This window comes from Pseudonocardia oceanicola, from assembly GCF_047200735.1.
Classification (GTDB): domain Bacteria; phylum Actinomycetota; class Actinomycetes; order Mycobacteriales; family Pseudonocardiaceae; genus Pseudonocardia.
Genome location: NZ_JBJZON010000003.1, coordinates 211,523 through 229,934 on the forward strand (window position 1 = coordinate 211,523; position 18,412 = coordinate 229,934).

General features: G+C 72.6%; 16 protein-coding genes and 1 pseudogene. 7 read left to right on the forward strand and 10 right to left on the reverse strand.

What is annotated here, in order from left to right; translation table 11 throughout:
• Window positions 1-47 precede the first annotated feature (47 nt).
• The 3 genes from ACL02T_RS07500 to ACL02T_RS07510 are packed head-to-tail and all read right to left on the reverse strand — an operon-like array spanning window position 48 to window position 3,351.
• Entirely contained in the window at window positions 48-1,772 is a 1,725-nt protein-coding gene (locus ACL02T_RS07500; RefSeq protein WP_412829923.1) for an acyclic terpene utilization AtuA family protein, read from the reverse strand.
• On the reverse strand, window positions 1,769-2,581 hold the full coding sequence (locus tag ACL02T_RS07505; RefSeq protein WP_412829924.1) for a TIGR03084 family metal-binding protein: 813 nt from the start codon (window positions 2,579-2,581) through the stop codon (window positions 1,769-1,771). The genes ACL02T_RS07500 and ACL02T_RS07505 overlap by 4 nt, the downstream gene beginning before the upstream one ends.
• A 2-nt stretch (window positions 2,582-2,583) precedes the next feature.
• Window positions 2,584-3,351 carry an enoyl-CoA hydratase/isomerase family protein gene (locus tag ACL02T_RS07510; protein WP_412829925.1) on the reverse strand — a complete coding sequence of 256 codons (768 nt, stop codon included), beginning with the start codon at window positions 3,349-3,351 and terminating at the stop codon, window positions 2,584-2,586.
• Between the two features lie 88 nt (window positions 3,352-3,439).
• Here ACL02T_RS07510 and ACL02T_RS07515 point away from each other — a divergent pair, with 88 nt between their 5' ends.
• The 4 genes from ACL02T_RS07515 (at window position 3,440) to ACL02T_RS07530 (ending at window position 6,324) form a co-directional block, all read left to right on the forward strand.
• On the forward strand, window positions 3,440-4,063 hold the full coding sequence (locus ACL02T_RS07515) for a TetR/AcrR family transcriptional regulator (protein WP_412829926.1): 624 nt from the start codon (window positions 3,440-3,442) through the stop codon (window positions 4,061-4,063).
• Window positions 4,064-4,502: 439 nt separating this feature from the next.
• A complete protein-coding gene (locus ACL02T_RS07520; protein WP_218601264.1) occupies window positions 4,503-5,129 on the forward strand; it encodes a DUF6230 family protein in 627 nt (208 codons plus the stop codon).
• Window positions 5,129-5,563 carry a DUF6114 domain-containing protein gene (locus ACL02T_RS07525; RefSeq protein WP_225924728.1) on the forward strand — a complete coding sequence of 145 codons (435 nt, stop codon included), beginning with the start codon at window positions 5,129-5,131 and terminating at the stop codon, window positions 5,561-5,563. The genes ACL02T_RS07520 and ACL02T_RS07525 overlap by 1 nt, the downstream gene beginning before the upstream one ends.
• Entirely contained in the window at window positions 5,560-6,324 is a 765-nt protein-coding gene (locus ACL02T_RS07530; protein ID WP_218601262.1) for a MerR family transcriptional regulator, read from the forward strand. The genes ACL02T_RS07525 and ACL02T_RS07530 overlap by 4 nt, the downstream gene beginning before the upstream one ends.
• A gap of 494 nt (window positions 6,325-6,818) precedes the next feature.
• Here the strand turns inward: ACL02T_RS07530 and ACL02T_RS07535 are convergent, their stop codons facing one another.
• Window positions 6,819-10,859, reverse strand: coding sequence for an efflux RND transporter permease subunit (locus ACL02T_RS07535; protein ID WP_218601261.1), 4,041 nt, complete (start codon window positions 10,857-10,859; stop codon window positions 6,819-6,821).
• A gap of 76 nt (window positions 10,860-10,935) precedes the next feature.
• On the opposite strand from ACL02T_RS07535, the gene ACL02T_RS07540 reads away from it, so the two are divergent.
• Window positions 10,936-11,400: a MarR family winged helix-turn-helix transcriptional regulator gene (locus ACL02T_RS07540; protein WP_218601260.1), complete on the forward strand. Its 465-nt coding sequence runs from the start codon at window positions 10,936-10,938 to the stop codon at window positions 11,398-11,400.
• 95 nt (window positions 11,401-11,495) lie between these two features.
• On the opposite strand, the gene ACL02T_RS07545 is transcribed toward ACL02T_RS07540, so the two are convergent.
• The 3 genes from ACL02T_RS07545 to ACL02T_RS07555 are packed head-to-tail and all read right to left on the reverse strand — an operon-like array spanning window position 11,496 to window position 14,616.
• Window positions 11,496-11,777: a hypothetical protein gene (locus ACL02T_RS07545; RefSeq protein WP_218601259.1), complete on the reverse strand. Its 282-nt coding sequence runs from the start codon at window positions 11,775-11,777 to the stop codon at window positions 11,496-11,498.
• A gap of 11 nt (window positions 11,778-11,788) precedes the next feature.
• A complete protein-coding gene (locus tag ACL02T_RS07550) occupies window positions 11,789-12,265 on the reverse strand; it encodes a (2Fe-2S)-binding protein (RefSeq protein ID WP_218601258.1) in 477 nt (158 codons plus the stop codon).
• Between the two features lie 8 nt (window positions 12,266-12,273).
• Window positions 12,274-14,616, reverse strand: coding sequence for a molybdopterin cofactor-binding domain-containing protein (locus ACL02T_RS07555; protein ID WP_218601257.1), 2,343 nt, complete (start codon window positions 14,614-14,616; stop codon window positions 12,274-12,276).
• A gap of 365 nt (window positions 14,617-14,981) precedes the next feature.
• Here ACL02T_RS07555 and ACL02T_RS07560 point away from each other — a divergent pair.
• Window positions 14,982-15,353: pseudogene (locus ACL02T_RS07560) on the forward strand (transposase); the annotation flags it as partial.
• Window positions 15,354-15,443: 90 nt separating this feature from the next.
• Here the strand turns inward: ACL02T_RS07560 and ACL02T_RS07565 are convergent.
• The gene (locus ACL02T_RS07565) at window positions 15,444-16,484 is read right to left on the reverse strand and encodes a BtrH N-terminal domain-containing protein (RefSeq protein WP_218601256.1); all 1,041 of its coding nucleotides are present in this window, start codon (window positions 16,482-16,484) and stop codon (window positions 15,444-15,446) included.
• On the reverse strand, window positions 16,484-17,050 hold the full coding sequence (locus tag ACL02T_RS07570) for a PaaI family thioesterase (RefSeq protein WP_218601255.1): 567 nt from the start codon (window positions 17,048-17,050) through the stop codon (window positions 16,484-16,486). The genes ACL02T_RS07565 and ACL02T_RS07570 overlap by 1 nt, the downstream gene beginning before the upstream one ends.
• A gap of 67 nt (window positions 17,051-17,117) precedes the next feature.
• Here ACL02T_RS07570 and ACL02T_RS07575 point away from each other — a divergent pair, with 67 nt between their 5' ends.
• A complete protein-coding gene (locus ACL02T_RS07575) occupies window positions 17,118-17,720 on the forward strand; it encodes a TetR/AcrR family transcriptional regulator (protein ID WP_218601254.1) in 603 nt (200 codons plus the stop codon).
• Between the two features lie 85 nt (window positions 17,721-17,805).
• Here ACL02T_RS07575 and ACL02T_RS07580 read toward each other — a convergent pair whose 3' ends face one another.
• Window positions 17,806-18,297, reverse strand: a complete 492-nt coding sequence (locus tag ACL02T_RS07580) for a hypothetical protein (RefSeq protein WP_218601253.1) — start codon at window positions 18,295-18,297, stop codon at window positions 17,806-17,808.
• Between the last annotated feature and the right edge of the window lie 115 nt (window positions 18,298-18,412).

The window sequence follows — 18,412 nt, forward strand, 5'->3', positions numbered from 1 at the left end:
CGATCGGGGCACGGCGGCGCCGGGCCCGGTCTGCGTCGTTCGTGCGGTCAGTTCCCCGTCAACAATGAGTCGGGCACGTCGACCAGGCGGGACCGCAGGTACTCCCCCAGTCCCTTCGCCTGCGCGTCGGGCCGGGTGGAGGACGCGACGCCCTCGCCGAGCAGGCCGTGCACGACCACGTTCAACGCCCGGATGTTCGGCAGCTCGAACCGCTCGATCCGCAGGTCGGACACCTCCGGGCCGAGCAGCCCGCGCAGCCGGTCGACGGTCAGGTGCGCACGTGCCCAGGCGTACCCGGCGTCGTCGCGCGCCCACAGGCCGATGTTGGCGTTGCCGCCCTTGTCGCCCGAGCGGGCACCGAGCACGGCGCCCAGCGGGGCGCGGCGGGTGGGCCCGGCCGGCGCCGCGGTCTCCGCGGCGGGAGCGGCCGCTCCGGCCGGCACCGGTGCGGTGGGCGGATCCGCGATCACCCGCTGCTCGCCGTCGGGCAGGACGAGCAGCTGGGTCACCGACGAACGGGGGACGGCCGCGGGCCGGTAGACCCCGTAGGCCGACTCCGACGTCGGCGGGGTGGTCGTGTGGAAGCCGGCGTAGCCGGCCAGCGCGACCTCCATGATCCCACTGGAGAACGCCCGTCCGACCTTGCGCGGGTCGGAGTCCTTCACCGTGACCCGCAGGTGGGCGGTGGCCTGCTCGTTGGTGGGCGCATCGGGACTGTCGAAGCGCAGCAGCCGCACGTCGACCTCGGCGAAGCGGTCGCGGCCGCCCAGCACGTCGAACAGCTGCTGCTCGGCGAATGCCGCCTTGGCCTCGACGTCGAGCCCGGTGAGCACCATGGTCATCGTGTTGCGGAACCCGCCGACGTCGTTGAGCGCCACCTTCAGTGTCTCCGGCGGCGGGCTCCCGGTGACCCCGCTGATCTCCACCCGGTGCTCGGCCTGCTGGCGCAACGCGATCGTGTCGAAGTGCGCCACCACGTCCGGGCCCAGGTAGGCCGGCTCGGCGATCTCGTAGAGCAGCTGCGCGGTCACCGTGCCCACCGACACCAGCCCGCCGGTGCCCTCGTGCTTGGTGATCACCGACGAGCCGTCGGCGGCCACCTCGGCGATCGGGAAGCCCGGGTAGCGGCGGTCGGTCACCTCGTCGAGGAACGCGTAGTTGCCGCCGGTTGCCTGGGGGCCGCACTCGATCACGTGGCCGGCCGCGACGGCTCCGGCGAGGCGGTCCCAGTCGGTGCGCGCCCACCCGTGCCACCAGGCGGCCGGCCCGACGACCAGGGAGGCGTCGGTGACCCGTCCGGTGACCACCACGTCGGCCCCGGCGCCGAGCGCCTCGGCGATGCCCCAGCCGCCCAGGTAGGCGTTGGCCGAGACCGGCTTGGCCTCCCCGACCGGCGGGGTGATCGCGGCGAGGTCGCCGCGCAGGTCGTCACCCTCGACGTGGGCCACCCGGACCGGCACCCCGAGCCGCTGCGCCATCTCGCGCAGGGCGGCGGCCAGCCCGGCCGGGTTGAGCCCGCCGGCGTTGGCGACCACCTTGATCCCACGGTCGGCACAGGTGCCCAGCACCTGCTCCATCTGCGTGAGGAAGGTGCGGGCGTAGCCGCCCGCCGGGTCCTTCGCCTGGGCCTTGGCCAGGATCAGCATGGTCAGCTCGGCGAGGTAGTCCCCGCAGAGCACGTCGATCGGGCCACCCTCGACCATCTCCCGCGCCGCGGAGATCCGGTCGCCGTAGAAGCCCGAGCAGTTGCCGATGCGGATCGGGTCCCTCATGCCGCACCCCCCGCGAACTGGCCCGGCTTGCGGCCCCCGCCGGGTGGCCCGGCGAACGCCTGCGCGATCGAGAGCCACTCGTCGGCCAGCGGGCCCTCGGCGAGCAGCGCGGTGTCGTCGCGGTGGCGGCGCTGGGTGACCAGCAGGCAGAAGTCCAGCGCCGGGCCGGTGACCCGGTCGGGTGCCCCCTCGGGCCCCCAGGTCCACCGGCTCCCGTCGGGTGCGGTCAGCTCCACCCGGACCGGCTCGGTGGGTACCTCGCGGCCGTTGGCCAGGTAGCTGAACGCCCGCGCCCCGACCCCGATGTGGGCCACGTGCCGCAGCCGCGACGACGGGGGGCGCGTGCGGCCCAGCCCGTCGGCCACGTCCTGGCCGTGCGCCCAGGTCTCCATGATCCGAGCCGTCAACGACGACGCCGCGCTCATCGGCAGGCCGAACCACGGCACCCGCACCGAGGGGTCGATCCCGGCGAACGCCGTGACCAGCCCGGCCCGCGCACCGTCGAACCAGGCCAGCAGCTCCGCGCCCGGCATCGCCCGGTACCGCTCGGCGATGGTGTCCGGCGCGATCGTCCCGTCGGCCAGCCGGGGCAGCACCTCGGCGGTGAAGCCGTCCGGGTCGGTGGCCGAACGGACCGCGACGTCGTCGAAGAAGGCCAGGTGGCTGATCTGGTCCCGGACGGCCCAGCCGGCGGCGGGCGTCGGGGCGTCCCAGCCGTCGGGACCCTCCGGCAGGCCGGCGAGCAGGATTCGCAGATCGGCCGTCTCCGCCTCGATGTCGGCGATGACGGACTCCATGGACACGGCCACGGCTACAACCCCTTCCAGACCGGTGTGCGCTTCTCGCGGAACGCGGTGGGGCCCTCCTGGGCGTCCGCGCTGAGGTAGACCGGCTCCCAGATGTCCTCGGCCAGCTCGTAGGCCCGGGCCAACGGGTACTCGGCCGACAGGTACGCGGTGCGCTTGGCCGCGAGCACCGACAACGGGGCGTTCGAGGCGATCCGCACGGCGAGCTCCTGCGTGCGGGCCCGGAGCTCGGCCGCGGGGACCACCTCGTTGACCATGCCGACCTCGCGGGCGCGTTCCGCGGAGATCGGGTCGCCGGTCAGCAGGATCTGCAGGGCCAGCCGAGGCGGCAGCAGCCACGACAGCGGCGCCGCCCAGGGGGACCCGCGGCCCACCTTGACCTCGCTGACGGCGAACGTGGCGTGCTCGGCGGCCACGACGAGGTCGCACTGCTGGGCGAGCAGGAAGCCGCCGGCGAACGCGACCCCGTTGACCGCGGCGATCGTCGGCTTGACGACGTCGATGTTGCGGCCGAACTGCGGGGCGAAGTCGGGCGGCGGCACGGTGAGCGCCGTCTCGGACATCTCCTTGAGGTCGCCCCCGGCGCAGAACGCCCGGTCGCCCGCCCCGGTCAGCACCATGACCCTCGCCGAGTCGTCGCCGTTGAACCGGTGCGTCGCGGCGAACAGTCCCTCGCGGGCCGCCGCGTTCAGCGCGTTGCGGGCCTCGGGACGGTTGATGGTCACCCAGGCCACCCCGTCGTCGACCTCGTACGTGATCGTTTCCTCGCCCACCGGTTCCCGTCCTGTCGTCCCGGGCCCCACGGCGAAGTGAGGACCTGTTCACTCGCGACCGTACCGTCTCGGCTGTCATGATGACCAGATGGCGAGTGGGACATCGGCCGACGGCGTTCGGCGGCGAGACCCGGACCGGCGCCGCCGGATCCTCGCCGCCGCCGCCGACCTGGTGTCCCGGCGCGGCTTCCACGCCGTGGCGATGGACGAGATCGGGGCCGAGGCGGGCATCGTCGGCTCGGGCGTCTACCGGCACTTCGCCAGCAAGAACGACCTCCTCATCGCCCTGCTCGACCAGGCGATGCAGCGGCTGCAGAACCGGGCCGGCACGATCGTCGCCGAGTGCGACGACGATCACGTCGCGCTGTCTCTGCTGGTCCGCGACCACATCCGGGTCGCCCTGCACGACCGCGACATCCTCGCGGTCTACCACCGCGAGGCGCACAGCCTGCCCGACGCCGACCGCAGACGGCTGCGCCGCGAGCAGCGCCACTACATCGAGGAGTGGGTCGGCGTGCTCGGACCGCTGCGACCCGACCTCGGCGACGGCGAGCTGCGGCTGCTCGTGCACGCCGCCATCGGCGCGGTGCAGGCGACGCTGTTCTACCGCAGCGGGCTGACCGAGCAGCGGCTCGCCGAACTGCTCGACGTGACCGCCCACGCCTGCCTGGGCGTGCCCCCGAGCTCGGCGCCGGATGTGAACCGGATCTGACTAGGGCCTGTTCTAGGCACACGACCCGGCCGCGCTCCGCCATCGACGTCAGCAGGCTCTTCCGTCCCGGCGGCACACCGGTCCCCGCAGCGGACCCCGCACTCCGACCACGCATCGACCGCAGCGCGCCCGATCCTCCCTGCCCGGCAACCCGGTGATACCGCCACGGTCATCCCGGGCGCGATAGCGCCCGGCCGGCGGCGGACCGCAGGTCGGCAGGCGCGTGGGAGCCGCGACCGACGACTCCGGTGTCGTCGTCACCAAGGAGCCCGCGCATGGCATGGCGGTCGCCGCCGGAGTGCTCTCGCCTCACCGCGGTGCTCGACCCGCAACCGGGGGAGGCGGATGAGCCGGATCACATGGCGTTACCGTTCACCACTGTCACAGTTGACGATGTAGAGATCTCCGCCGGAGGTCCGCGCTCCGCCGGGAGGCAGCGATGACCCAGCATGTCGGCACACACCGCGCGCCGCCCTCCCCGGGCGGGCACGTCCGCGGGCGGCGGTTCGCGATGGTGTTCCTGCCGTCGATGCTGGCCCTGGGGCTGCTGACTGCCGGGGTTGCCACCGGCGCGGTGCCCGTCGCGCTGGCGATGGAGGGGCGGCAGACCCTGAAGTTCACCGCCGCGCGGTTCGACGCCGAGGCGCGCGGCGCACTGCCCTCGTTCGTGCAGAACAGAGACGGCTCGCGCCAGCCCGTCGTCGTCCTGCAGCTGTCCGACATCACGATCGCCGGTGCGTGCGTGTCGACCGCGGTCGACACGCCGCTCGGCTCCTACGTGCTACGCGCGGTCACCGACGACTCGGCGCCGATCGTGGTCGGCGATGCCCAGATCGCCATCGAGAGCCTCGACGGCGTGGGCGCAGCGGGACAGCAGATCCTCCTCAACCGCAGCGAGACGGCGCCGGACGGTACACCGGTGGACACGTCCACCGGTGGGGTGCCGGTCACCGCGGGCGGTCTCGCGCTGGACATCAGCGCGACGGCCCGATGGGCGACGGTCAACCAGCTCACCCTGTCGGGGTTGCGCCTGCAGGTGGGCCAGGACCAGCCGGAATGCCTCTGATGCCCCGATCAGCTGCGGCACGACGTCGGCGCGACCGGGGCGCTGGAGGGGGCCGGTGGCACCGGTGGTGGCGCTCGCACCCGCTGGCGGCGGTGATCCTGACCGCCGCGGCCGGCCTGGTGATCCTCTTCCTACCGGGCGGGCGGCTGACGGTGCTGCTGCTGCCCGGGCTGGCCGGGACCTCCGGGTTCCTCTTCGGCTGCGCCCTCTGCGCGCTCGCCGCATTCCTCTGGTTCGCACCGGGCCACCGGGAGTTCACCGGCGTGGCGGTGATCCTCGTGTCGTTGACCTCGTTGGTGACCACCAACATCGGCGGCTTCTTGGTGGGGACGCTGCTCGGTGTCCTCGGGGGATCCCTCGGCTTCGCGTGGCACAGCACCGACGACCGGTCACCCTCGGAAGCCGGGCCGGCCACCCGACGGGGCGCCGGATGAACGGCCGCGAGTACCGCATCGACGAGCTCGCGCGCACCGCGGGGACGACCGTGCGCAACATCCGCGCCTACCAGGACCGTGGTCTGCTCCCGCCTCCGCGCCGGGCCGGCCGGGTCGGCCTCTACGACGAGGCCCACCTGGCCCGGCTGCGACTCGTCGGCCGCCTGCTCGAGCGGGGCTACACCGTGCAGAACATCGGTGAGCTCATCGCGGCCTGGGAGCAGGGGCGGGACCTCACCGCGGTGCTCGGCCTCGAACAGGTCGTCACCGGCTTCTGGAGCGACGAGATCCCGACCATGACCACCCCGGCGGATCTGAGCCCGTTCGCCGGTCCGGACGGCCTCGACACCGCCATCACCCGGCTCCACGACATCGGCGTGATCGAACCACAGGATGCGGGCCGGTACAGGGTGCCGAGTCCGCGGCTGCTCAACGCCCTGCGCGAGCTGGTCTCGTCGGGCCTCCCGGTCGACGCTGTGCTCGCCGTCGCCGAACAGCTCAGATCGTCGGTGGACGCGCTGGCCGCACGGTTCATCGGCGGGCTCGCCGATGCCGTGCTGGCCGGACACGAGCCCGGGTGGATCCCCAGCGGGAGTGAGATGACCCAGCTCACCGCCGCCATCGGCCGAGCGAGACCGGCCATCGCCGCAGCGGTCGACGCCGCGTTCGGCCAGGCGCTGGAGCGGCACAGCGGCGGCGCGATCGGCGACTACATCAGTGGGATCGCGGCGCACCCCGGCCGCGGCCACGACGTCGTGTAACTCCACTGGCTCAGCACTCCGGCGAGGTTCTGGCGCCCTTCCACCGGCTCGACGCTCGCCACCGACCTCGCCGCGCTCGACGGCCCGCCCGGGTGAGCCCGGGTTGCGGGTCGTCCGGTCGGCGACAGGACATGAGCACCTCGGCGCGGTGGCAGCGAAGGGGCGGAGCGCGGGGTCGCACACCGCAGCGGCCACCGTCGCCCACTACGCGGGCGTCGGGTCACGCACGGTGACGAGCGGCTGGCGGACCGGTTCCGTCAGCACCATGGTCTATGAGGTGCTGCTGGTAGACGCGTACGTGTCCTTCGGGCGGGGGGTGTGCCCGCGGTGGGCCGGTTGATGTCGCTGCTCGTCGTGTAGGTCCCGGCAGGAGCTGCTCGACGACGAGCTGGCCGGGCGCAGCTGCGCCGACCGGCGGGCCGAGGCTGATGGGGGACGGTGACCGAGCAGTATGCGATAGGTCATGGGCATCGGCATGGTTCTTCTCCCGGGTATCAGGTGACGCGACCGTTCTCCGCCTCGCTCGGGATGACCGGATCACCGAGCTCCAGGCTCGTGCTGACCGCCCCGTCGTGGCGCACGTCGACGGTGCCTGTGGCGGGAAGGCCGTTGCTGGCTGTGACGGTGTAGGTGCCCTCGGGCAGCCCGGTCAGCCGAAACGATCCGTCGGCGGCGGTGCGGCCGGACGCCACCACCGTGCCGTCGGCATCGCGGACGGTGGCCACGGCGCCGCCGATCGGCATGCCCTGCCGCGAGCGGACCGTGCCGGTCACCTCGCCGGCGGGGGCGAGGTCGATGTCCTGGTGGACGGTGCCGGTCTGCGGCACCTGGATCAGTATCGAGGCCGAGGGCGCGGACGTGGGTGCGGCGAGGAGCCGGTGCTCCCCGGCGGGGATGTGGGTGAGCAGGTAGCGCCCGTCGGTGTCGGCCCGCCCGCCGGCGACGCGCTGCCCGGCGAGGTCGACGACGGTGACGAGCGCGGGCACCCCCGTTCCGCTGGCGGTCCGGATCCGGCCGGTCACGCAGGCCGGGCCGTCGACGGCCAGGTCGTGTCGGACCGCGGCCTCGGTGACCTCGACCCACTCGGTCGCGGGCTCACGACCGCCGGACTGCCCGACGAGCAGGTACTCCCCTGCCTCCGACAGGTCGGCGCGGTAGTCACCCCGACCGTCCGAGTAGGTGGCGGCGACCTGGCTGCCCGTGTTGTCGAACACGGCGACCGCGGCGGCGGCCAGCGGGTTCCCGTCGCGATCGGTGAGCCGTCCGTAGAGCGCCGGGCCGGCCGGGGCCTTCTGGAAGGTGTGCGGCTCGGGAGTCACGGCGAACCCGTCGGCGACTCCGGGGGTGTTCACGGGCATCGAGGCGCCCGCGGTCGCGCCGGCTCCGGCGCCCGGCGCCACCACGGCGAGAGGTTTCCGCCGCGCCGGTGCCTGCGAGTCGCCGGCCGGTCCGCGGCCGGCGGATCGCTCGTCCGCGGTGTCGTCCGCCGACGACCGACCGTCCCCACGGCGCTCAGCGAGCAGATAGAGCACCGGCACCAGGACGAGGGTGAGCAGCGTGGAGGTGACCAGGCCGCCGATCACGACCACCGCGAGCGGCTGGGCGATGAACCCGCCACCGCCGCCGGTGAAACCCAACGCCAGTGGCAGCAGGGCGAACACCGTGGCCACGGCCGTCATCAGGATCGGGCGCAGCCGCTGCGCCGAGCCCTCGACCAGGGCTTCGCGCACGGTGTGCCCGTCGCGCCGGTACTGGTTGACCAGATCGATCAGGACGATCGCGTTGGTGACCACGATCCCGACGAGCAGCAGCATGCCGATCAGCGCGGGCACACCCAGCGGTATGCCGGTGATCAGCAGCAGACCGAGCGCTCCGGTCGCCGCGAACGGGATCGAGACGAGCAGCAGCAGCGGCTGCAGCAGGCTGCGGAACGTCACGACCATGACGAGGTAGACCACGGCGATCGCGGCCAGCAGCGCGAGTCCGAGCTGGGTGAACGCCTCCTCCTGATCGGCGCTGATCCCGCCGATCTCCGCAGTGACCCCGTCCGGAAGGTCGAGTTCGTCCAGCTCGGCCCGCAGGTCCGAGGTGACGGCGCCGAGATCATCGGCGTCCGGGCGGGCGGTGATCTGTGCGCTGCGCTCGCCGTCGGTCCGCACGATCGTCGGCACGGTGGTGGTCTCGGTGATCGTGGCGATGTCGGCGAGGGTCACCGCGCCCAGCGGCAGCGCTCGCAGCGCGGCCAGGTCGGCCGGAGCGTCACCGGTGCGCAGCACGACGTCCTGCTCGACCCCGTCGATCGTCACCGTGCCGGCGGTGGAACCACGCAGCGCCGTGGCCACGGCCTGGCCCACCGCCGCCTCGGTGAGCCCCTGTTCGGCGGCGAGCCGCCGGTCCACGGCCACGTCCACCGTGGTCTGTTCGGCGGCGAGGTTGTTGCGCACGTCGGCCGCGCCCGGGATGGCCTCGACGGCCCGCTGGACCGTGGCGGCGGCCTCGGCCAGGACCTCGGGGTCCTGGGCGCGGACGTCGACGGCGAGCTCGTCGGTGCCGAATCCGCCCTGCCCGGCGGTGACCGTCAGCGTGCCTGCGCCGTTCAGGCCGTCGAACGTCTCGCGCAGGTCGGCGGCCACCGCCTCGACGTCCGCGTCCTCGGCGAGGGTCACCGCGAACCGGGTCGCCGTGCTCTCGAGGTCGCCGGGTGGGCCGAGCAGCACGGCGCCACCGGCCGGGGAGCCGACCGTGACCTGGTAATTCTCGACCTCGTCGATGCCGGCGAGGACCTCCTCCACCTGCCGTGCGGCGGCGTCGGCCTGGGGCAGCCCGGTGCCGGGATCGAGCTCCTGGGTCACGGTGAGGGTGTCGCCGCCCGTGCTGCCCAGGAAGTTGGTCTCCAGCAGCGGCACCAGTGCGACGGTTCCACCCAGGACCGCCACGGCGAGCGCGAGCGAGAGTACCGGGCGGGCGAGCGCCCCGTTGAGCACCGGAAGGTAGCCACGCTGCAACGCGGTGGGCTCCTCGGTGACGCGGCTCTCCGCGTCGGCCGGTGCGGACGGGCTGCGCAGGAACACCGATGCCAGCACCGGTACCACCGTCAGCGAGACGAGGAGCGAGGCGAGCAGAGCGGCGGTGACGGTCACCGCGAACGGTCGGAACAGCTCGCCGACCTGACCGCCGACGAAGGCGATCGGGAGGAACACGGCGACGGTGGTGATCGTCGAGGCGGTGATCGCGCCGGCCACCTCGCGGATCGCGGTGAGGATCGCCGCGCGCCGCGGGCCGCCGTAGCCGATGTGGCGCTTGATGTTCTCGATGACGACGATCGAGTCGTCGACGACGCGCCCGACGGCGACGGTGAGCGCGCCGAGGGTGAGGATGTTGAGCGTGTTGCCGCCGAGGTAGAGCACGATCAGCGCCAGCAGCACCGACAGCGGGATCGACACCGCGGTCACGACGGTGGCCCGCACCGAGAGCAGGAAGCCCAGGATCACCAGCACGGCGAACAGCAGGCCCAGCAGGCCCTCGGTGGTGAGGTCCTCGACCGACTGCTCGATGAACGGCGCCTGGTCGAACACCACCGTGACCTCGGCGTCCTGCGCAGCTCCACCGAGCAGGTCGGCGACCTCCCCGAGCGCCTCGGTGACCTCCTCGGACACCGCGATCGTGTTGGCATCGGGCAGTTTCGTGATGCCGATCCCGATGCTCGCCGCACCGTTGGTGCGGGTGTACCCGGTGGCCGGCGCGGGCTCGGCGGTGACGACGGCGATGTCGCCCAGGCGCACCGGGTCAGCACCCGGTGCCGCCGGGACGACGAAGAGCTCGCTCAGCTGCTCGACCGCCGTGATCGGGGTGCCGACCTCGACCGCCACCGGTTGGGTGTCGGGGGTCAGCTCGCCGGCGGGCACCCGCACGCCGTTGGCCTGTAGCACCTGGGAGATCGCCGCGGGCGACACGCCGCGATCGGCCGCGGCCGCCGCGTCGAGGTCGATCGTGACACGTGGGTCCGCGATGCCCGACAACGTCACCTGCCCGACACCGTCGAGCGCGCCGAGCAGCGGTCGCACGTCGTCGCGCAGCACCGCCGCGAGCTGGTCGTCGGCCAGCGTGGACGATGCCGCGAGCTGCAGCACCGGGATCGCGTCGGTGGTGATCGCGCTGACCGTCGGTGTCACGCCGTCGGGGAGCGCGATGCCCACCACCGCGCGCTCCACCGCGGTGGCGGACTCGTCGATGTCGGTGCCGTAGGCGAACTCCAGGGTGATCGCGGAGACGCTGCCGCTGGACGTCGAGGAGGACCCGATCAGGCCGTCGACGCCGTCGACGGCCGTCTCGATCGGGTCGGTGACCTGCCGCTCCACGGACTCGGGTGAGGCACCCGGGTAGGGGGTCACCACGGTGAGCACGGGCAGCTCGAGCGAGGGCAGCAGCTCCTGGCGAAGCGAGGTGGCCGCGACCACGCCGAATGCGAGGACGAGCAGCGTGACCAGTCCGACGATGGCACGGTTGGTTAGGCTGAGACGCGCGAGCCAGGTCATGGGGATCAGTGAATACTACGGTCGGGGCGAAGCTTCATCGGGAGCTGAGATTTCGCTGAGGCACGGAGGGCAGGTCATGGACGGCGAACGGTTGGAGCTGCTCGCGTCCATCGATCGGCACGAGGCCGTGCTGCGGCGGGCGATCACCCGGGCCGGGCCGGACCCGCTGTTCGACAGTGGGCTGACCATGCAACAGCTCCGGATCCTCCTGTTGCTCGACACGGATGGTCCCCTCCCGCAGGGCGACCTCGCCCACGCTCTCGGTGTGACTCTGCCCACCGTCACCGGAATCGTGGATCGGCTGGTCGGTCGCGAGCTGGTGCACCGCATCGAGAACGCCGGCGACCGCCGGGTCCGGCTCGCGGGCCTCACCCCCGAGGGCCTCGCCCTCGTCGAACAGATCGCCGCGGCCGGCCAGAAGCGGCGCCGGCGGTTGCTCATGCGCATCGATGTCGATGCCCTGCGCGGGCTCGAACGGGGACTGGCCGCGCTGCGCGAGCTCGCCCAGGACGACTCACCGCGGCGACGCAGCGCGCCGTGACCCACGCCCCCCGAGCCGCAGTGCCACGGCATCGGGGGGCGTCCAGCCGCGTGGCGGATCCACCGGACAGGCAGGCCATCTGCGTGCGCCGCGTCCTACCTCAGCGGACCATCGTTGATCAGGCCGCCGAGCGGGCCTTCGACGAAGCGGGGGTCCACGTCGGGCAGCTCGGTCTCCAGACCGTCGGCGCCCTCCGGCCTCGGCGCGTCGACGGCGTCGATCACCTGGGCCAACAGGTCCTCGACGAGGGTGGTGACGGCGTTGACGCCCTGACCCAGGTCGTCGGGGGTGGAGACGTCGGCCAGCGCGACACCCGCGCCGCCGAGCACGGTGGCGGCGACGATCGCGGCGACGACGAGCTGCTTGCGTGTCCTCATGTCCGGGCTCCTCACATGTTCTCCGCGCCGGCGTAGATCGCCTCGCGGATGCGGTTGTAGGTGCCGCAACGGCAGATGTTGCGGATCTCCTCGATGGCCGAGTCGTCGAGCTTGCGGCCCTCGGCGGCGCACTGGCGGACCTTGGCCACCGCGGCCATGATCTGGCCGGGCTGGCAGTAGCCGCACTGCGCGACGTCGTTGTCGATCCAGGCCTCCTGCATGGGGTGCAGGTCGGAGCCGACGGTGTCGGCCAGGCCCTCGATCGTGGTGATCTCGTCGTCCGCGCCGATCTGGCTCACCGGGACGGCGCAGGGGTTGAAGGCCTTGCCGTTGATGTGGCTGGTGCAGGCCTTGCAGACGTTGATGCCGCAGCCGTACTTGGGTCCGGTGACCCCGAGGATGTCGCGGATCACCCAGAGCAGGCGGACGTCGTCCTCGACCTCCACCGTGACGGACTCGCCGTTGAGGGTGAACGTGTGGGTGGGCATGTCGGCTCCTAGAAGGTGAACTGCAGCCCATTGGTGGGCGACTGCGGGACCGGCGGCACGACCGGCTTGGGCTCGTACGGGAACGGGTCCTTGTGGTTGATCGGGAAGAACTCGGGCGTGATGCCGGTGGCGCGCCGGTAGGCGTTGGCGACCGCCGCCCCGGTGGAGGCCACACCGGCCTCACCGATGCCGCCGGGCTCGGGGAAACCGGAGTCGACGATGTGGATGTCCATCTCGATCGGGGTGTTCCACTGCCGGGTGTAGAAGTAGTTGTCCCAGCTGGCCTCGACGAAGTAGCCCTCGGTGAGATGCAGGCTGGAGGTCAACACGTTGGCGATCGCGTCGTTGATGCCACCCATCATCTGGGCCTCGACGCCGCGCGGGTTGATCACCAGGCCGGGATCGATCGCGAAGGTCACCTTCGTCACGCGGGGCCCGGTGACGCCCTCGCGGATCGGCCGGTTCACCGTCTCCGGCCGGCAGTCGATCTCCACCAGGCAGGCCGACACGCCCTTGTACTCGAAGTGGAAGCCGAGGCCCTGCGCGGTGCCCTCCGGCATCGACTTGCCCCAGTCGCCCTCCTCGGCGACCTTGTCCAGCACCCCGCGCGCCCGGTCGGACTTGAGGAACTCCCGGCGGAACTCGTAGGGGTCCTTGCCCATCTGCTCGGCGATCCGGTCGACCATCAGCTCGCGGGCGGCCGTGACGTCGGGCGAGTAGATGTTGCGGGTGGACTGCGTGTTGAACCGCAGGTCGACCTCGTTGAGCAACCGGGTGCTCACCCCGAAGTTGTAGTGCGTCACCTGCGTCAGCTCGAAGATGGACTGGGACAGCGTGTAGTTCGCGGCCGGCAGCTTGAACACCGCCGCGGTCAGCGGCTCGCCGAGACCCGGGTTGGTCTCGGTCGCCACGCTGGCGTGACGCTGCTCGAAGCTGACCACCGTGTCCCCGGCGATGACGGCGCGCACGCGCGAGGTGCACAGCGGGTGCACGCGCCCGACGCGCGAGTCGTCGGCGCGGTGCCACATCAGCTTGACGGGCTTGCCCATCTTCTTCGAGATCTCCGCGGCCTCGAGCGCGGCGTCGAAGAACAGCTTGCGGCCGAACGAGCCACCGCCCTCGATGACATGGAAGGTGACCGCGCTCGTCGGCAGGCCGATCACCTTGGCGATCTCGGCCTGCGCGGCGATCGGGTTCTTCGCCGGGCCCCAGATCTCGGCCCTCCCGTCACGCACGTCGGCGATGGCGGAGTTGGTCTCCAAAGAGGCGCCGCTGCGGAAGTAGAACGTGTGCTCGCTCTCCAGGCTCTCGCCCACCACCCCGGCCGGGACGACCAGCGGCAGCTCGGCCGCCTTGATCTCGGCGAGCACCGAGTCGTCGTTCGCGCCCTCGGCGGTCCCGGGGCCCCACCGGGCCCGCAACACCCGGATCGCGTCGATGCACTGGCCGAAGGTCAGCGCACGGACCGCGATGCCGGTGCCGACCACCTCGACGTCGGTGACGCCGGGCATCCGCCGGACCTCGTCGATGTTGTCCACCGAGTCGACCGTGCCGTTGAGCGTGGGTGCCCGGCAGACCATGGTCGGCAGGGCGTCGGGGATGTCCAGGTCGGTGACGAACTTCTTCGCACCGGTCACCATCGCGAGCTGGTCGGACTTGTTGCGCGGCTTCCCGACGACCGTGAACTCCTCGCGGGGCTTGAGGAGGACCTCCACCTCCTCGGTCACGTCGGTGCCCGCGACCTCGGCCAGGTCACCGATCGGGATCACCGCCCCGACGGTGCTGGTGATCAGGCCCGCCCGGCTGGTGAGCAGGCCGACCTCCTGCTCCAGCTGGGCCGCCGCCGCGTCGAGCAGCCGCTTGTTGGCGATCGCGGCCGCCACCCGGATCGGGGTGTAGGTGGTGAACGTGGTGCTCGACCCGGCGGTGATCTGGTTGAACAGCAGCTCCGGGCGGGCATCGGCCAGGGTGACGATCACCTGGTCGGGATCGAGGCCCATCTCCTCCGCGATGATCATCTGGGTGGACGTGATGATGCCCTGCCCGTTGTCCGAGCGGGGGAGCGCGAACGACACCGTGCTGTCGCGGTTGACCGTGATGCGGATCAGATTCGCCGTCGCGCGGGATGTCTCGCGCAGGAGATCGAGCAGATCGTAGGCCTCCGGGACCTGCGGGGGCGACACGAGCGGGCTCGCGACTGCGGTCGGGCCCAGCCCGAGCGACTGGCGCCCCATCTCCGCGGCCACCACCAGCGTCGGGGCAGCGATGACGAAACCGAGGAACTTCCGTCGACTGACGTCGACACGCGGGCGAGCAGGTCGCGGTGTAGCGGCAGTGCGGTGGTGGGCCATCCGGTGGTCCTCTTCCTGGCAGACGACGGGCTGGAGCCGGCCCGGTGGGAGCCGGGCGGTGAGCGGTGAGCGGGCACTGTCCTGGTCCTGGGCACGGCGACCCGAGGCACAAGCACTTTCCACGGAGCTAACGATTCACCGGACCGGAAGGTTCGCCCCCGCTGTCGACACGGCGCCGTTGCCCTACGAGCCGCAGCTCTCCGTCGCCGAGCGCCTGCACGAGGACCCGGGTCTTCCACGCTGAGGCGCTGGGCCTGCCGATACCGCGAACCGGCGGTTCCGCTCACGACCGCCACCGACCCGTCGCTCACCTGCGGTCGTAACGGCAGCCTGGTGCGCCCGTCACCTGGACCGACGGGGGATCCGCGCAGAGACACCCCTGCCGCCTGGTCCTGGACGCGATCTTCTACCTGGTGGTCGGCGGGATCGCCTGGGCGGCGTTCCCGCACGACTTCCCGCCCGCCAAGACCATCTACGGCTTCTACCTCCTCTGGGTCGAGACCGGGGCCTGGCTCCCCATCCACGACGCCTTGCGCGACCTGGTCGTCGCCTACACGAGGGCCGCGACCCCGCCCCGGCCGCTGCGATCATCGGCTCCCAGAGCCTTCTCGGCGTCGACATGTCACGGCGCCTCGCCCGCACCGGCGACTGGTGACCGAGTTCCGAGCCGCACTCCTGGCGATGGACGCGGTCGGCACCGGCCCGGGTGTGGCTGTCAACGAGCCCGCCCGCGGTGACGGCAGCGGGTTCGCGCCGTCCTCCCGGGGCGCGTGGCGTGCCCTGAACGAGGGATCCCGCGCCGGGGCTGGCCCCCGGTGGGGTGCTGGTCAGGGCGCCAGCCGCTGTGCCAGCGCAGCCAGCCTGTCGACGCCCTCGCACTCCAGGGCGGGCAGCGCGGCGGCCTCGCGGCGCACCGCCGCGAGGCGGTCGGAGGCCGGGGCCCCGCCCACGGCAGCCGAAGCGGTTCGCGACCACGTGTCGGCGAGCCGCCGGTACACCGCGGCCGCCGCGAACACGGCCGGATCGTCGACCCAGCCGCCGAGATCGGTCAGGAACTCCGCCTGCAGCCGCCGGAACAGCCCGCCGCCGGTTCCCGCTTTCTCCACGAACACCTGCAGGCTGAACAGCGCACGATCCAGCGCGTCCCCCGGGAACTGCTCGGCCCAGAGGTCGAGGTCGGCCACGAACGCAGCGACCCCGGCGGTCCCGGCGACCGCCGTCGCACCCATCGCCGGGACCGGGTCGGACATCCCGTGCACCGCCTCGGCACACGCCCTCGCCGCCGCCGCCCGCAGGTCGGGCAGTGCGTCGGGGAAGCCGAGCCGGAAGCAGGTGTGCCGGGTGGGCACCGGGAAGCCGACGGCCGAGCGGGCCCGCGCCAGGTCGTCGCGGCCGATCGTCTGCGGCTCGGCCCGGTCGTTGTCCACCACGACAACCGTGCCCGCGTCGTCGTCGTAGCCGATGACGACGATGTCGTGGCGACTCATCCGCATCTTCACCCGCAGGTAAGGCAGCTCGGCCATCTCGGCCCAGCACAGGACCGGGCGGCCCGCATCGAGCTCGTCGCGCACCCACTCCCAGCCCAGCACCGGATCGTCGGTCGAGCGCAGCTCCTGGGCGATGCCGAGGTTCGCGCTGAACTGCTCGGTCAGTGATGCGCCCCGCCCGACCAGGTAGATCGGGGTCCCGAGGCCGGGGCCACGAAGGTAGCTGAAGCTCAGGCTGCCGCCCAGCCCGAACACCGCCCCCTCGCCCATCGGCACGTCGCCGTAGCTCAGGCCGGCCCATTCGAGCAGGTCACGCAACGAGCCGGACCCGCAGTGCCCGCCGATCCGGTGCGGGTACCCGGCCACCATCGAGCCACCCATCAGGCACCCCGGGCGATCGTGCCGGGCACCGACGGGCGGGGCGGTCCGGTGTCCGCCGTCGCCGGGTCGGGTCGTGCGACACGGAACCTGCTGACCACGTCGGCCCCGTCGACCGCGCCGAACCGCTCGAAGTGCGCGAGGTCCACCGTGACGAACACGGCGCGCGCGGAGAACCGCACCGCACCGTCGGCGGCGCGCCCCTCGGCCACCATCGTCAACCGACGACCCTCCTGACTCACCAGTCCACCCACCAGCCGGTGCGGCTCCCCCACCGGCACCGGTGCCAGGTAGTCCATCTGGAGGCTGCGGGTCACGGCCGGCTGCTGCAGCACGTAGAGCAGGAACGCCACCAGGTCGTCGCACGCCGACGCCAGCACCCCGCCGTGCACGACACCGTGGGCGCCGGCGTGCTTCGGCGCGAAGGACACGTCAGCCAGGACCTCGTCGCCGACGCGGTAGACCTGCAGCGCGACCCCGGCCGGGTTGTCCGGGCCGCAGCCGAAGCAGCGGTCCCCGTGCGGGTCGAGCAGGACAGCGTCCGCTGGCCGCGGAGGAAGCTCCGTCATCGGTGGACCCTTCGTTGCGTTGTGTCCGTCTTCTTGACAGCGATGCGCCATCTGTCAGGCTGCCATCATGGCACAAGGGCAGCACCGATTCCCGGGTGTCACGCGCCACCTGCTGCGCGAGGTCGTGATCGACGCCGCCGCCCAGGTTGCCGGCCGATCGGGCTGGGAGTCGCTGCGGATGGGCGACGTGGCGGTCGCGGTGGGCATCAGCAGGCAGACGCTCTACGCGGAATTCGGCTCGAAGCCCGCACTGATCCGCGCGGTCGTGCTCCGCCGTACCGACCTGCTCCTCGGTGCGCTGTCCGACGTCCTGGCGGGCACGGAAGGCGACGAGCAGGAAGCGGTCCGCACCTGCTGCCGGTTCCTGCTGAACGCGGCCCGGGAGGACCCGATGGTCACCTGCCTGCTCACCGGGGCGGAGAGCGGCCTGCTCGACCTGGTCACCACCGACTCGGCCCCGATCATCGACCGGGCCACCGCGGCCCTCACCGGCCACGTCCTGCGACGCCGTCCCTCCGCGGACCCGCGCCAGGTGGCGGTAGCCGCCGACGCACTGGCCCGGCTGCTGGTCAGCCACGTGGTGCTGCCCGACCGCGACGTGGACACCGTGGCCGGTGAGATCGCCGAACTCATCGGGCCCTACCTCCGAGAGGTCCTCTCGACCGGGTGACCCGTGCGGGGGTCCCGGATCCGTGCGGTGTCAACCCGATGCCGAAAGACGCGCACGTCGGGATCCACGGGCTGCGACCCGCCCGCTATCGGCTCAGCACGTCGGCGATGCGCCACCGCCCGTCCACCAGCTCGGCGGTGACGACCAGCCGGGCGCCACTGGCGGCTCCCTCGGGCAGCTCGAGGTTGCGGATCGTCTGGTCCACGAACACCAGCACCTCCGCGCGACTCCCCCGCAGGCTCTGCACGGCCGACTCCCGCACGGTGGCGGTGACCGTGGCCTGCTGGGCCGGGGCCAGCTCCCGCACGGTGGCGAACTCCTCGCGGAACCGGTCGGCGAAGGCGCCGACGACGGCGTCCTGCGCGGCGCGCTCGTCGGCGTCGAGCGAGTCGAACGCGTAGCCGTAGGTCCGCTCGACGGCCGCGTTGACGTCGCCGAGCAGCCGGGCGGTGCTCTCCTGGTCGACCAGCGCGGTGTTCGCGGCCGGGCCGCGCAGCTCGTCCGCCTGGGCCGCCATCGCCACCGCAGCACCGAGGCCGAGCAGGCCGACCACGGTCGCGACGACGGTGGTGCGCACCGGCCTCGCCATCATGCCTCGCCACACTTGGACCGCCTGCGCGCGCGCCCGCTCGCCGCGCACCGCCGTGCCCCTCGGTCGGCCCGGGCCGCCGCTGGGCGCCGGGTCCTCGGGG

Bases quoted from the DNA above. Each gene is read 5' to 3' on its own strand.
- ACL02T_RS07500 (WP_412829923.1), bottom strand. From the start codon at position 1,772: ATGAGGGACCCGATCCGCATCGGCAACTGCTCGGGCTTCTACGGCGAC.
- ACL02T_RS07515 (WP_412829926.1), top strand. From the start codon at position 3,440: ATGGCGAGTGGGACATCGGCCGACGGCGTTCGGCGGCGAGACCCGGAC.
- ACL02T_RS07520 (WP_218601264.1), top strand. From the start codon at position 4,503: ATGACCCAGCATGTCGGCACACACCGCGCGCCGCCCTCCCCGGGCGGG.
- ACL02T_RS07525 (WP_225924728.1), top strand. From the start codon at position 5,129: ATGCCCCGATCAGCTGCGGCACGACGTCGGCGCGACCGGGGCGCTGGA.
- ACL02T_RS07530 (WP_218601262.1), top strand. From the start codon at position 5,560: ATGAACGGCCGCGAGTACCGCATCGACGAGCTCGCGCGCACCGCGGGG.
- ACL02T_RS07535 (WP_218601261.1), bottom strand. From the start codon at position 10,859: ATGACCTGGCTCGCGCGTCTCAGCCTAACCAACCGTGCCATCGTCGGA.
- ACL02T_RS07540 (WP_218601260.1), top strand. From the start codon at position 10,936: ATGGACGGCGAACGGTTGGAGCTGCTCGCGTCCATCGATCGGCACGAG.
- ACL02T_RS07545 (WP_218601259.1), bottom strand. From the start codon at position 11,777: ATGAGGACACGCAAGCAGCTCGTCGTCGCCGCGATCGTCGCCGCCACC.
- ACL02T_RS07550 (WP_218601258.1), bottom strand. From the start codon at position 12,265: ATGCCCACCCACACGTTCACCCTCAACGGCGAGTCCGTCACGGTGGAG.
- ACL02T_RS07555 (WP_218601257.1), bottom strand. From the start codon at position 14,616: ATGGCCCACCACCGCACTGCCGCTACACCGCGACCTGCTCGCCCGCGT.
- ACL02T_RS07565 (WP_218601256.1), bottom strand. From the start codon at position 16,484: ATGGGTGGCTCGATGGTGGCCGGGTACCCGCACCGGATCGGCGGGCAC.
- ACL02T_RS07570 (WP_218601255.1), bottom strand. From the start codon at position 17,050: ATGACGGAGCTTCCTCCGCGGCCAGCGGACGCTGTCCTGCTCGACCCG.
- ACL02T_RS07575 (WP_218601254.1), top strand. From the start codon at position 17,118: ATGGCACAAGGGCAGCACCGATTCCCGGGTGTCACGCGCCACCTGCTG.